This window comes from Yokenella regensburgei, assembly GCF_003634235.1.
GTDB classification, from domain to species: Bacteria; Pseudomonadota; Gammaproteobacteria; order Enterobacterales; family Enterobacteriaceae; genus Yokenella; species Yokenella regensburgei.
Window position 1 is genome coordinate 2,010,498 of sequence record NZ_RBIZ01000003.1, and the last position, 14,344, is coordinate 2,024,841.

The following is a 14,344-nucleotide window of genomic DNA, read 5'->3' on the forward strand; positions in this document are numbered from 1 at the left end:
CCCACATGGAACGGCGCTTTTACTCGTTCTCTTTGCCTTTCACTTTGCGCAGCAGCAGCCACATTCGAACGGTTCTCACCGCCACGCGTCGTGCCGCCGTACTTGAAGGCGGCAAATCTGGTTCACTGGTTTCATGGTTGGTGCTCAGCACCGAGCTGCCTTTGCCGTTCAGCGTCAGGTTGGCGAGAATGGCCACGACCGTTCCGATGGTGATACCGCTATGCAAAAACATCTTCAGCAGCGGCGGGAACTGTTCGAACAGGTTAGGGACCAGCACCGGCATCAGGCCCAGACCAATCGTCAGCGCCACCACCATCCCGTTATTGTTATTGCGATAATTGACGCTACCCAACGTGCGAATACCGGCCACAACTACCATGCCGAACATCACCACACCCGCACCGCCTAACACGGGTTTCGGGATAACCACTACGAGGGCTGCCATTTTTGAGAACATGCCCATCAGCATCAAAATGATGCCGGAAATGGAGACCACAAAGCGGCTGCGTACCCCGGTCAGGCCAATCAGACCCACGTTCTGGGCGAAGGCGGAATAAGGAAAGAGGTTGAAGAACCCGGCGATGGCGGTCGTAAGACCGCAGGCGGTCAGGCCGTTGCGCAGGGTGTCGGCATTGGCTTTTTTACCGACGATATCGCCGGTGGCCATGATGGACGACATGGTTTCCAGCATCACCACCACCATGGTCATCGACAACAAGGCGATAGGGATAATGTGAAACTCCGGCGTCGCCATGCGCATCACGTGCGGGAAACTAATCCAGGCAGTAGTGCCAACAATCGTGAAGTCGATGGGTTTAAACATCCACCAGATAAACGACCCGATAATCAGGCCAATCAGCACGGCGGTGTTTTTGATGGTCCCGCTGCCAAAGGTATAGATATTGAGGATGATAAACAGGGTAACAGCGGCAATCGCCAGCGAAGTCAGATCGCCAAAAGCCGCGCCGCCACCTCCGCCCTCGCCTATCCAGTTTCCCGCCACCGGCATAATCGAAAGGCCGATCAGGGTCACAATGGAGCCCATCACCGCTTTGGGGAAAAAACGCACCAGACGGCTTATCCACGGTGCGCATATCAGAGTAAAGATGCCGCAGCAGATAACCGCTCCGGAGATCCCTCCAATGCCATACTGCTTTCCTATCAGGATCATTGGCACCATGGCCGCAAAGGTACATCCCTGAACCAAAGGCAGGCGGCACCCCAGCCAGTTTCCGACACCCAGCGACTGGATAATCGTCGCCGCGCCGCAGATAAAGAGATCGGCGCTAATAAGCAAGATTATCTGTTCTAACGGTAAACCGACGGCATTCCCCACCACCAGCGGCACGGCAACGGCACCGGCATACATGACCAGTACATGCTGCAAGCCATACAGAACCATTTGCCCTAGTGGGAGAATTTCATCTACGGGTGAGTGGGAGGTGCCTGCATGTTGATTGATTAAAGCTGATTCATTCATAAGAGACATTTTCCTTTGCGGCCAGGATGCTGACATCCCGATGACAACCTGAGGGCCAAAAGCTGGCTAAAGTACTCAACAATGATTCAAACCAGGCTAGCTATGCTTGATGTGTGCCAACATTGCCGTGAGACCGTCCGACAGTTAAATAATCGTGATGTGATTCATAAAAAGACGTAAAGAGAAACGCGGTTTCGTGGGGATATGTGGCGGTTATATAAGGGAAAGAACGGGGTGATAATGATAAATTATCACATTGATAAATAGTTTCTCCGTGGTTGGGTCGTCTCTATCCGGTATGATAAAACGCCGTCTCGCCGTCAGTACGGGGCTGCAAACTTCAGTACAATTTCTCCGCCAATCTCTGTAGAATCCCTGCCCTGACCATTCCAATAATTGAACACTTTTTAAGCTATGAGCAATGTTATGCAGCAGCCGAAAATCGGCTTTGTCTCTCTGGGTTGCCCGAAGAACCTGGTAGACTCCGAACGCATCCTCACCGAACTGCGTACCGAAGGTTATGATGTGGTGCCTCGCTACGATGATGCCGATATGGTTATCGTCAACACCTGCGGCTTTATCGATAGCGCAGTACAGGAATCGCTCGAAGCTATCGGCGAAGCGCTGAATGAAAACGGCAAGGTCATTGTCACCGGCTGCCTCGGCGCGAAAGTCGACCAGATCCGTGAAGTGCACCCGAAGGTGCTGGAAATCACCGGCCCACACAGCTACGAGCAGGTGCTCGAGCACGTGCATCACTATGTGCCAAAACCACAGCACAACCCCTTTACCAGCCTGGTACCGGCACAGGGCGTGAAACTGACGCCGCGTCATTATGCCTACTTAAAAATTTCCGAAGGCTGCAACCATCGCTGCACCTTCTGCATTATCCCGTCCATGCGTGGCGATCTCGACAGCCGCCCGATTGGCGATGTGCTTTCTGAAGCCAAGCGTCTGGTCGATGCGGGCGTGAAAGAGATGCTGGTTATCTCGCAGGATACGTCAGCCTACGGCGTGGACGTGAAGCACCGCACCGGTTTTTACAACGGCGAACCGGTCAAAACCAGCATGGTCAGCCTGTGTGAACAACTGGCCAAACTCGGCGTCTGGGTCCGCCTGCACTATGTTTATCCGTACCCGCACGTTGATGACGTGATCCCCCTGATGGCGGAAGGCAAAATTCTGCCGTATCTCGATATCCCGCTGCAGCACGCCAGCCCGCGTATCCTCAAGCTGATGAAGCGCCCGGGCTCCGTTGACCGCCAGCTGGCGCGCATCAAACAGTGGCGTGAGATTTGCCCGGAGCTGACCCTGCGCTCCACCTTTATCGTGGGCTTCCCGGGTGAAACTGAAGAAGACTTCGAGATGCTGCTGGAGTTCCTGAAAGAAGCGCGCCTGGATCGTGTCGGTTGCTTCAAATACAGCCCGGTCGAAGGCGCAACCGCCAACGAACTGCCGGACCAGGTACCGGAAGAGGTGAAAGAAGAGCGCTGGAACCGCTTCATGCAGCTGCAACAGCAGATCTCCGCCGAGCGCCTGCAGGAAAAAGTGGGCCGTGAAATCATGGTGATTATCGATGAAGTCGATAAAGAAGGCGCGATTGGTCGAAGTATGGCGGATGCCCCGGAAATCGACGGCGCGGTATACCTGAACGGTGAAACTGCCGTGAAACCGGGCGACGTTATCCGCGTGAAAGTGGACAACGCCGACGAGTACGATCTGTGGGGGACACGGGTTTAATCTTTAGCCCCCACCCTGACCCTCTCCTACCGGGAGAGGGTCAAACTTACCCCTTAATCTTCGGATCCAGCGCGTCGCGCAGTCCATCCCCCAGCAGGTTAAACGCCAGCACCGTCAGGAATATCGCAATGGCCGGGAACATCGCCACGTGCGGGGCGATCACCATGTCTGCCCGCGCTTCGTTGAGCATGGCCCCCCACTCCGGCGTCGGTGGCTGAGCTCCCAGTCCCAGAAACGACAGGCTGGCGGCTGAGATAATCGATACTCCGATTCGCATGGTGAAAAAGACTACAATTGATGACACCGTTCCCGGCAGAATATGGCGGAACAGAATAGTGCTGTCGCTGGCGCCGATGCTGCGCGCGGATTCAATAAAGGTCTGCTGCTTGAGCACCAGCGTGTTACCCCGCACCAGACGCGCAAATGCCGGAATGGAGAATATCGCCACCGCGATAATCACGTTGGTCATCCCGCTGCCCATCACCGCCACCACCGCAATCGCGAGCAGAATACCGGGGAAAGCAAACAGTACGTCGCAGATGCGCATGATAACCCTGTCCCACCAGCCTTCATAGAACCCGGCAAGCAGTCCCAGCACCGTGCCAATAACCGCACCAATCAGTACCGCAAACACGCCTGCGGTGAGCGAGATCCGCGCCCCAACCAGCACCCGGCTGAAGATATCCCGCCCCAGTGAATCGACGCCAAACCAGTGCATCATGGAAGGGCCATCGTTCAGTCGGTCATAGTCGAAATAGTTTTCCGCATCGAAGGGCGCAATCCACGGCGCGACAATCGCGACCACTATCAGCAGCAAAACGAAGATCCCGGCGGTCATCGCCACCGGCTGATGACAAAATTTGCGCCAGAAGATGTGCCATGGCGTACGCACCTGGCCGGGGGTTACCGCAGGCATGGTCGCCATAATGGCCCGTCGGCGCCAGTTTAAGAGTCGCATCTTATTTGTACCTGATTGCCGGGTTAATGGCGGCATACAGCACATCCACCACTAAGTTGATAAGAATAAACTCCAGAGAAAACAGCAGTACTTCCGCCTGGATCACCGGATAATCACGCATCTCTACCGAGTCAACCAGCAGACGCCCGAGCCCCGGCCAGTTAAAGACCTTCTCCACCACAATCGAGCCACCAAGCAGGAAACCAAACTGCAGCCCCATCATGGTGACGACCGGGATCATCGCGTTACGCAGGCCGTGCTTTAACACCACCTTTGTTTCGCTGACCCCTTTCGCCCGCGCGGTACGCATGTAATCCTCGTTCAGTACATCGACAAACGAAGCACGGGTAAAGCGCGCCATGACCGAGGCAACGGCCGCACCGAGCGTAATCGCCGGAAGAATGTAGTGCCGCCAGCTGTCGGCCCCCACGGTCGGCAACCAGCCCAGCTCAACGGAGAAGATTTGCATCAGGAACATCCCCAGCGCGAAAGCCGGGAACGAAATACCGGTCACCGCCAGCGCCATGCCGAGCCTGTCCGGCCAGCGGTTACGCCAGACGGCGGCGACAATCCCCATCGCCATGCCGAAAATGACCGCCCACACCATGCTGGCAAGCGTCAGCCACAGCGTTGGCAGGAAGCGGCTGGCAATCTCTTCCGACACCGGACGCCTTGAGACCATCGAAGTGCCAAAATCGCCCTGCAACACGTTGCTGATGTAGTGCCAGAACTGAACGTACAGCGGTTGATCGAGCCCGAGCTGCTGGCGCACCATCGCCACCACCTGCGCATCGGCCTCCGGCCCGGCAATAAGCCTTGCCGGATCCCCGGGCAACAGGTGCACAAACAGAAACACCAGCACCGCCACGATAAGCAGAGTCGGAATAAGCCCCAGCAATCGTTTGATAATGTAGTTAAACATTACTTCAAATCGGCCTCGTCAAAGCTGAACCCGGTATCCGGCATAATGTAGAACCCGGTCAGGTTTTTGCTGTGCGCGGATACCAGCTTCTCCACCACCAGCGGGATCCACGGCGACTCTTTCCAGATGATGTCCTGCGCGTCTTTATACAGCTTTGTTTTTTCTGCCGTATCGTTGGTTTGCAGGGCCGCGCTCAGATCCTTATCCACCTGCGGATTACTGTAGAACGCGGTATTAAACAGGGTTGGTGGCCAGTTCTGGCTTGCAAACAGCGGTGAAAGTGCCCAGTCGGCTTCGCCGGTAGAGGCGGTCCAGCCGGTATAGAACATCCGTACGCCGCTCTCTTTCTGCCCTTTCCCTTCCACTTCCGCAGCGCGCTGCCCCGCATCCATCGCCGTGACCTGGGCTTTAATGCCCACCTGCGCCAGCTGCTGCTGGGTAAACTGCAGCACCTTCTGGGCGGTACTGTGGTTATGTGATGACCATAGCGTGGTAGTGAATCCGTTCGGGTAACCCGCCTCCTTCAGCAGCGCCTTCGCTTTGGCCGGATCGTACGGCCACGGCTGATACTGCTGTGAATAAGCAATGGTCGGTGGCACCACGCCGGTTGCCGGAGTGGCATAACCGGCAAACGCCACCTTCACCAGCGCCTGACGGTTGATGGCGTAGTTCAGCGCCTCACGAACCTTCGGGTTGTCGAACGGTTTTTGCGTCACGTTCATACTGATATAGCGCTGCATGATAGAAGGGCTCGCCACCAGCTCCAGTTTGCTGTTTTTTTGCAAAATGGCCGCCTGCTCATAGGGGATCGGGAAGGCAAACTGCGCTTCGCCGGTCTGCAGCATCGCCGCGCGGGTGTTGTTATCAACCACCGGACGCCAGGTGATGGTGTCGAGCTTCGGCAGGCCCTGCTGCCAGTAGCCCGGGAATTTCTTCACTTTGACGTAATCGGTTTGATTCCAGGTTTCCAGCTGATACGGGCCGGTGCCGACCGGATGGAAACCAATATCCTTACCGTACTGCTTTAGCGCCGCCGGGGATATCATCGCCGTCGCCGGGTGCGCCAGAGTATTAATGAAGGCCGAGAACGGCTCTTTCAGCGTGATTTTCACCGTCGTCGGATCTACCGCCTCGGTGCTGGCGATATTGCGGTACAGTCCGGAACGCTTGAGATGGCTCTGCGGGCTGCTGGCACGGTCGAGGTTCACCTTCACCGCTTCGGCATTAAAATCGCTACCGTCCTGGAATTTAATGCCGGAGCGCAGCTTAATGGTGTACACCAGGCCATCGGGAGACACGCTATAGCTCTCCGCCAGCACGTTCTGCACCTTCATATCTTTATCAAGGCCAAACAGCCCCTGATAGAACGACTTCGCCACCGCCTGCGACAGCGTGTCGTTCGCATCATACGGATCGAGCGTGGTGAAGTTTGAACCAACCGCCACCACCACGTCTTTCGCCGCGAAGGCGGGAGACGCCGCCAGGGCAGAAGTTACCCCCAGCGCGAGCAGCCATTTTCCTGTCATGCGTTGTGTCATCTTATTCTCCTGTTATCCCTGTCGATTATTGCGTTAGCGGGTTGGTTGCCGGGTCGCGGGCAACAAAATGCCCCGGCCCGACCTGCTGCAACGGCACGCTATCGCGCTCTTCACCGCGCTTATAGATATTGCCCGGCAGTTCGTCCGACAACAGTACGCGCTGCGGTCGACGATGCGCCGGATCGGCAACGGGTACCGCTGCCATCAGTTTGCGGGTGTAAGGGTGCTGCGGGTTTTCAAACACGGCGCGACGAGGGCCAATTTCAACAATACGCCCCCGGTACATCACGGCGATGCGGTGGCTAATTCGCTCCACCACCGCCATATCATGTGAGATGAATAAAAAGGCGATGCCCATTTCGCGCTGCAAATCGAGCAGCAGATTAATTATCTGCGCGCGAATAGAGACATCCAGCGCCGACACCGATTCGTCGGCGATCACCACTTTCGGGTTCAGCGCCAGCGCCCGTGCAATGCAGATACGCTGGCGCTGACCACCGGAAAATTCGTGCGGGTAACGCCCGGCGTAGTCCGCCGACAGCCCGACGCGCTCCAGCAGCCAGCTGACGCGACGGGCAGCGGCGTCTTTATCCATCAGGTTATGTACCAGCAGAGGTTCCATGATGGAGTAGCCCACCGTCTGACGCGGGTCGAGAGAAGCGTAAGGATCCTGAAAAATGAACTGAATATCACGCCGCAGCGCCTGCAGCTTCGTGCCGGAGAGCTTGTCGATACGCTTCCCGAGAAAAGTCATGGTTCCGCCGCTCGCTTCTACCAGCTTCAGCAGCGCCCGCCCGGTGGTCGATTTCCCGCAGCCGGACTCCCCGACCAGCGCCAGCGTTTCGCCGGGCCAGAGGTCAAAGCTCACCTTCTCAACGGCGTGCACTTCACGGGTGATGCGATTGAGAATACCGCTGCGCAGCGGGAAGCGTGCGACCAGGTCGCGAACCTGCAAAATAGGCTCACCGGGCACCACGGTATTCTGCTCCTGCGCAGATTCCGTTACTGATTCTTCATGCGCCTGAGGGAACCGGCGCGGATAGTCGCTGCCCTGCATCGCCCCAAGGCGCGGCACGGCGGAGAGTAACGCCCGGGTATACGGGTGCTGCGGCGCGGTAAATATCTGGCTGACGCTGCCGGTTTCTACCGCTTCCCCCTGGTACATCACCAGCACCCGATCGGCAATTTCAGCCACCACGCCCATATCGTGGGTGATAAAAATCACCCCCATCGACATCTCTTTTTGCAGTACGTCGATAAGCTGCAGGATCTGTGCCTGGATAGTAACATCCAGCGCCGTGGTAGGCTCGTCGGCGATCAGTACCGCCGGACGGCACGACAGCGCCATGGCGATCATCACCCGCTGGCGCATCCCGCCGGAAAGCTGATGCGGATAGCGGCCCAGTACCGCCTGCGACTCAGGAATGCGCACCTGGTCGAGCATCTTACGGGCCTCCACCAGCGCCTGGGCATGGTTCAGGCCCTGATGCAGCCGAATGGACTCTGCAATCTGCTCGCCGATGGTAAACACCGGATTGAGCGACGTCATCGGCTCCTGAAAAATCATCGCGATATCCGCGCCACGCACCCGCCGCATCTGCGTCGGGGTCTGCTCCGTGAGCTCAATAACCTGCCGGTTGCGGCGGCGCAGCAGCATCTGCTGGCTGTGCATCTCGCCGCCCGCCTGCTCAATCAGGCGTAGCAACGACAGCGCGGTAACCGATTTGCCCGAGCCAGACTCGCCGACGATCGCCAGCGTCTCGCCGCGTTTCAGGCGAAAAGAGAGCGAGCGTACCGCAGGATATGTCTGCTGTTCGTGCTGGAAAGCGACGTTCAGATCGCTGACCACCAGGACATCGTCGGCATCGATTTCATGACTGTGTGGCAAGCTGGATCCTTATTCTCGGTAGATGCCAATGCTCGGTGCATCACCGGCAAACGCAAAGGCGCGGTACATTCCTTCGCTGTTGAACGGTAGCGAAACATTGCCTTCGCGATCGACGGCAATCAGCCCCCCGCTACCGCCCAGCGCCGGGAGTTTTTCCATCACGACCCGCTCGCAGGCTTCCTGCAGGCTGAGCCCACCGTACTCCATCAGTGCAGAAATATCGTAGGCGGCAAGGGTGCGCATAAATACTTCACCGGTGCCGGTACAGGAGACCGCGACGCTGGCATTATTGGCATAGCAGCCGGCGCCTGGGATCGGGCTGTCGCCGACGCGGCCCGGCAGTTTGTTGGTCATGCCACCGGTTGACGTTGCCGCCGCGAGATTGCCCATCATATCGAGCGCCACAGCGCCGACGGTGCCGGTTTTGTTCTGCTCATCAAGCGGTGCTGAGGCATGATCAAGACTCACCTCTCCCACTGAGCGCGCCTGCTGTAATTGCTGATAGCGCGCTTCACTGTCAAACAGGCTGTTTTCCACCAGCGGCATGCCTTCGCGTTCAGCAAAATGCTCGGCGCCTTCACCAATCAGCAGAACATGGGGGCTGCGCTCCAGCACCAGCCGTGCTGCCAGCACCGGATTTTGCAGATGACGCACACCTGCTACGGCACCAGCCTGCAGCAGGTTGCCGTCCATTACGCAGGCGTCCAGTTCATGCCGGGCATCGGCGGTATACACCGAGCCGATTCCGGCGTTAAACAGCGGACACTCCTCCAGCAGGCGTACCGCTTCAGTGACTACGTCGAGCGCGCTCTCATTGGCTTCCAGCATCGCCTGAGCCGTTTCGACTATTCCCGCCAGCGCTTCGACGTATTCCCGTTCACGCTCGGGAGAAAGCTGCCCACGAGAAATAGCCCCTGCGCCACCGTGAATGGCAATCACCGCTTTGTTCATGTCGTCATCCTGTGAAAGTCGGGTCCGCTTTTCCTATACATATCATTACTCTGCTTACAATCTTAGATGTTTTTTGAATATAGAAAGCGTAATCCGTGATGTCTACACGAAATACCATGGTGGCATACAGACAGTACCGCTTTTCTGCCATAATGGGCGCATTGTCGTTTTATCAGCAGGAGTTACTCATGGATTTTACCGCCGGACTGATGCCGCTTGACGCCGCTCTGACGCAGATGCTTTCCCAGATTACCCCCCTCGCGGCCTGCGAAAATGTGCCGCTGGTGCAGGCTTTTGGCCGCGTGACGGCGTGCGATGTCACTTCACCGCTGGACGTACCGGGTTTCGATAATTCTGCGATGGATGGTTATGCGCTGCGGCTGGCGGATCTCAAGAGTCACGCCGTGCTGCCGGTTGCCGGTAAAGCCTTCGCCGGGCAGCCCTGGCAGGGGGAATGGCCGGAAGGCACCTGCATTCGCATTATGACCGGCGCGCCGATCCCAACGGGCTGCGACGCGGTGGTGATGCAGGAAGAAACCGAGCTCACCGACGAGGGTGTCAAATTCCTTGCGCCGGTCAGCGCCGGGCAGAATATTCGCTACCGTGGCGAAGATATTGCCAAAGGCGCGGCGGTGTTCACCAAAGGTACCCGCCTGACGGTTGCTGAGCTGCCGGTACTGGCCTCGCTCGGTATTCCGGAAATCAGCGTGGTACGTAAGGTGCGCGTCGCACTATTCTCCACCGGTGATGAGCTGCAGCTGCCGGGCCAGCCGCTGGGCGACGGACAAATTTATGACACCAACCGCCTGGCGGTACATCTGATGCTGGAACAGCTCGGCTGCGAAGTTATCAACCTTGGCATCGTCCGCGACGACCCGGAGCAGCTGCGTAATACCTTTATCGCCGCGGACAGCCAGGCCGACGTCGTCATTAGCTCCGGCGGCGTTTCCGTGGGTGAGGCCGATTACACCAAAGCGATTCTGGAGGAGCTCGGCGAAATCAGCTTCTGGAAGCTGGCGATTAAACCGGGTAAACCTTTCGCCTTCGGTAAGCTCGGACACAGCTGGTTCTGCGGCCTGCCGGGTAACCCGGTGTCTGCCGCTCTGACCTTCTATCAGCTGGTGCAACCGCTGCTGGCCGCCCTTAGCGGTGACCACGCCCCGGCCCTGCCGACCCGCCAGCGCGTGCGTACCGCTTCGCGCCTGAAAAAATCGCCGGGTCGCCTCGATTTCCAGCGCGGTATCCTCGCACGCCACGAAGACGGCAGCCTGAGCGTCACGACTACCGGACACCAGGGTTCGCACATTTTCAGTTCTTTCAGTCAGGGCAACTGCTTTATCGTGCTGGAGCGCGAACGCGGTAACGTTGAAGTGGGCGAATGGGTTGAGGTTGAGCCCTTCACCCATCTGCTGGGAGGACTGTGATGGCCGAGGAGCTCAGCGACAGCGAAATGCTGCGCTACAATCGCCAGATTGTGCTGCGCGGGTTTGATTTCGACGGTCAGGAAGCGCTCAAAGCCGCGCGGGTGCTGGTGGTTGGCCTCGGCGGCCTCGGCTGCGCTGCGGCGCAGTATCTGGCGGCAAGCGGCGTTGGCGAGATGACCCTGCTCGATTTCGATACCGTGTCGCTCTCCAACCTGCAGCGCCAGACATTGCACAGCGATGCCACCCTCGGTGAACCGAAGGTCGATTCTGCCCGCGCCTCACTGGCGCGGATTAATCCGCACGTGCAGCTTCACACCATCAATGCCCTGCTCGATGACGACGCCCTGGCCGCGCAGATTGCTGCCCACAGTCTGGTGCTCGACTGCACCGATAACGTCGCGATCCGCAATCAGCTCAATGCGCACTGCTTCCGGCATAAAATCCCGCTGGTCTCCGGCGCGGCTATCCGTATGGAAGGACAAATCAGCGTCTTTACCTGGCAGCCGGGCGATGCCTGCTACCGTTGCCTGAGCCGCCTGTTCGGCGAGAATGCGCTGACCTGCGTGGAGGCCGGGGTAATGGCGCCGCTAGTGGGGGTGATTGGCTCCCTGCAGGCGATGGAGGCCATCAAGGTGCTGAGCCACTACGGCACACCGGCGGCGGGGAAAATCGTGATGTATGACGCGATGACCTGTCAATTCCGCGAGATGAAGCTGATGCGCAACCCGGGCTGTGAAGTGTGCGGAGGTTAGCCATTAAAATAATCATCAACGGCAGACGGCAAATTGATTAAACGCAGAATATCCGTACCGAATTAACGATATCTTTCCTCCTGAAATACCCATCATTCAGGATAGATAAATGAGCGACATTATTTATTTAACGCTTGAGGGGGATATTCAGGGGGAAATTTCTGCAGGTTGCGGCACGCCGAATTCCGTCGGCAACCGCAGGCAACAGGGCCATGAGGATCAGATCTTCGTGTTCAGCCTGGCGCAGGCCGTCTGCGGACAACATGGTGGTGTTAGCCACCCTGGGCTGACGTTTTGCAAAACTCTGGATAAAAGCTCTCCGTTATTGTCAAACGCTATTAATAATAATGAAAGTCTGAAAATGACTTTTTATATTTACCGAATCAATCGATACGGCAGACTGGAAAAATATTATTTTCTCGAACTACGTGGTGCGAGAATCCAGGCTATTCAACTCAACAGCATCATGAATAATCTGGATTATGAATATATCTCGGTGGATTACGATTATATTCTTTGTCGTCATCTTATCGCCGGTACCGAATTTGAGTATCTGGTCACACCGGATAATTTCGCCACCTTATTCCCGGTGGTGCAGAAGGCGCCGCTTCCCCAGGATGAACCTGAGCGTAAGGTCACCCTGGTGCTGGGGATCTTCTTCGACGGTACCGGCAATAACGCGGTAAACACCGAAAAGATGCTGGAGGCTTGCTCGGCGCAGCACTTTGATATCGATTCCCCGGATGCAGAAAGTATTCTTGCCCGAAATGCATCAGAAAAAATGGGCGTAAGCGGGATCGGCGCGACCAGCTATCTGGGGTATTACACAAATATCCACTGGTTGAATGAGTTGTACGAGCAAATATTTCCCAAGGAAAGCAGCTATGTGCAGAGGCCAATCTATGTTGAGGGGATTGGCACCCGGGCTGGGCAAGCAGACAACCAGCTCAGCATGATGTTCGGCACCGACGAGACCGGGGTCATCGCCAAAACCAACGATGCGGTAGCACAGTTGGCACAAGCAATAGATGAAGCTCTTAATACACTAAAGGGTAAGTTTGTTGTTGAAACGCTACTGTTCGATATTTTTGGCTTCAGCCGCGGCGCGGCGGCGGCGCGTCACTTTGCCAACCGCGTACAGTCGGAAGACCAGGCCATTATTGATGCCATTTCATCCGGACTCGGCGAATATCGCTACCGTGGCGCGCCGGCAGGCAGCAGCCGTTTTATCGGCATTCTGGATACCGTGGCGGCTATCGGCACCCTGACTAACGGGCTGTCGACCCACAGCGCCGACACCGGGGAGGTGAATATTCGCCTGCGCCCGGGCGTGGCGCAAAAGGTCTTTCACATCACCGCCCGGCATGAGTGTCGCTATAATTTTGCCCTCAACAGCGTCTCCCCGGCATGGCCGGAGCTGGCGCTGCCCGGGGTCCATTCCGATATCGGCGGCGGCTATCTTCCGCAGCTGCGCGAAGATCTCTTTCTCTCCTGCCCACAGGTAGAAACGCAGTTGCAAAATCAGCCGGGAACGCAGTCACGTGTTTACCGCAAGGCGCAGGAACAACTGCCCCTGCTGAAAAATGCGCCGGCTATAGGTCCCGTAGTTCGCACCCACTCCGTCACGCCGGAGGTGTGGCAGGATGATTTCGCCCCCGACACCCCATACAGCCAGATGCAAAAACGCACCTTCTCGGCTCTGACTCTGCGACACCGCACCGTCAGGTTCGACTGGTCGAAGGTGGCGCTGCGGGTAATGGTCGATGCGGCGAAAGAAGCCGGGGCGCGGTTTATCGATTTTGAACAAAACAAAAAATTCCGGCTACCGGATGAGCTTCAATCCTTTTGCGAGCACGCCCGTGCGATGGGAAAAGCGGCCCGCCAGCATCGCGTCATCACAGATTTTACCCCTGAGGAGCTGGATATCATTGCGAGGGGGTATATCCACTGCTCAGCGAACTGGAATGCCGTGGCGCTTAACAAGAGCGGGGAATTACAGGGAGGCCCATCACTCTCGAAAACCATCGGCTTTATCAACAGGCCGGACGAAAACTGGATAAGAACGGTCTACAACATGGACGGGAAAGAAAAATGAGCAGGTTAAGCATAATAGCCCTGGCGATGCTGGTTATCACTACCGGCTGCAGCACACACAAACCTCAACCTTTGCAGTCGAAACAGGCCGCCAGCGGCGACTGGACGCTGCCCTACGGTGAGTGGTTTTTTTCATTTATTACTCCCAGGAATTTACCGTCAGCGGTGCTTCACGCCCGGATTATTGATACGGACGGGTATCTGTATACCTTCAACACCCTTGACATCGCCTCAAGCGATCCTGATTCGGTCGAAAAATGGGATGAAAGCGCACATGGCGGCGGCACACAATTTAACAGAGCCAAAAAACCACCGCAGTACATGATCTTCTGCTGGGAATCCTATATTGACCAGAAAACCTACGAAACCAGCGCCATGTTCGCACCGGACACCTGGCTGCGGATGAAAACTCCTGCCGATCATACTCGTCCCTCCGGTGCGCCAGTCTGGTACAAAACAATGGTGTTCGGTCTGTCCCCTGGCGGCAAGGTCAAGGTCTGGTTTTCCGATGTCGCCGGGCGTCCCAGCCTGGTGATTAAGCCATTCAAGCTCACCACCCGCTCCGGCAACGAGATGACCCTGTGCAAAAACTACGTT

At 57.0% G+C, this 14,344-nt stretch carries 11 protein-coding genes; 5 read left to right on the forward strand and 6 right to left on the reverse strand.

Translation table 11 applies throughout. From position 1 onward, the window contains the following. Positions 1–19: 19 nt before the first annotated feature. Positions 20–1,480, reverse strand: coding sequence for a uracil-xanthine permease family protein (locus C7387_RS09865; RefSeq protein WP_038258725.1), 1,461 nt, complete (start codon positions 1,478–1,480; stop codon positions 20–22). A 414-nt stretch (positions 1,481–1,894) separates the two neighbouring features. On the opposite strand from C7387_RS09865, the gene rimO reads away from it, so the two are divergent. Next, positions 1,895–3,220: a 30S ribosomal protein S12 methylthiotransferase RimO gene (gene rimO, locus C7387_RS09870; RefSeq protein ID WP_120816585.1), complete on the forward strand. Its 1,326-nt coding sequence runs from the start codon at positions 1,895–1,897 to the stop codon at positions 3,218–3,220. Positions 3,221–3,266: 46 nt separating this feature from the next. Here the strand turns inward: rimO and gsiD are convergent, their stop codons facing one another. From gsiD to iaaA, 5 genes are read right to left on the reverse strand one after another with little or no spacing between them, the layout of a single operon-like run. Next, entirely contained in the window at positions 3,267–4,178 is a 912-nt protein-coding gene (gsiD, locus tag C7387_RS09875; RefSeq protein ID WP_040903427.1) for a glutathione ABC transporter permease GsiD, read from the reverse strand. Between the two features lies 1 nt (position 4,179). Continuing rightward, entirely contained in the window at positions 4,180–5,100 is a 921-nt protein-coding gene (gene gsiC / locus C7387_RS09880; protein ID WP_120816586.1) for a glutathione ABC transporter permease GsiC, read from the reverse strand. Next, positions 5,100–6,638 carry a glutathione ABC transporter substrate-binding protein GsiB gene (gene gsiB / locus C7387_RS09885; protein ID WP_038258739.1) on the reverse strand — a complete coding sequence of 513 codons (1,539 nt, stop codon included), beginning with the start codon at positions 6,636–6,638 and terminating at the stop codon, positions 5,100–5,102. Before gsiB ends, gsiC begins: the two co-directional genes overlap by 1 nt. A gap of 25 nt (positions 6,639–6,663) precedes the next feature. Continuing rightward, complete coding sequence (gsiA, locus tag C7387_RS09890) at positions 6,664–8,526, reverse strand: glutathione ABC transporter ATP-binding protein GsiA (protein WP_120816587.1); 1,863 nt, start codon at positions 8,524–8,526, stop codon at positions 6,664–6,666. A gap of 9 nt (positions 8,527–8,535) precedes the next feature. Beyond that, complete coding sequence (gene iaaA / locus C7387_RS09895) at positions 8,536–9,477, reverse strand: beta-aspartyl-peptidase (protein WP_120816588.1); 942 nt, start codon at positions 9,475–9,477, stop codon at positions 8,536–8,538. Between the two features lie 188 nt (positions 9,478–9,665). On the opposite strand from iaaA, the gene moeA reads away from it, so the two are divergent. From moeA to C7387_RS09915, 4 genes are all read left to right on the forward strand, one after another. After that, complete coding sequence (moeA, locus tag C7387_RS09900; RefSeq protein ID WP_038258750.1) at positions 9,666–10,901, forward strand: molybdopterin molybdotransferase MoeA; 1,236 nt, start codon at positions 9,666–9,668, stop codon at positions 10,899–10,901. Next, positions 10,901–11,653: a molybdopterin-synthase adenylyltransferase MoeB gene (gene moeB / locus C7387_RS09905; protein ID WP_120816589.1), complete on the forward strand. Its 753-nt coding sequence runs from the start codon at positions 10,901–10,903 to the stop codon at positions 11,651–11,653. The genes moeA and moeB overlap by 1 nt, the downstream gene beginning before the upstream one ends. A gap of 109 nt (positions 11,654–11,762) precedes the next feature. Further along, entirely contained in the window at positions 11,763–13,748 is a 1,986-nt protein-coding gene (tssD, locus tag C7387_RS09910; RefSeq protein WP_120816590.1) for a type VI secretion system tube protein TssD, read from the forward strand. Then, the coding region (locus C7387_RS09915; RefSeq protein WP_120816591.1) for a DUF2931 family protein at positions 13,745–14,344 on the forward strand (600 nt) is incomplete at its 3' end. The genes tssD and C7387_RS09915, both read left to right, overlap by 4 nt.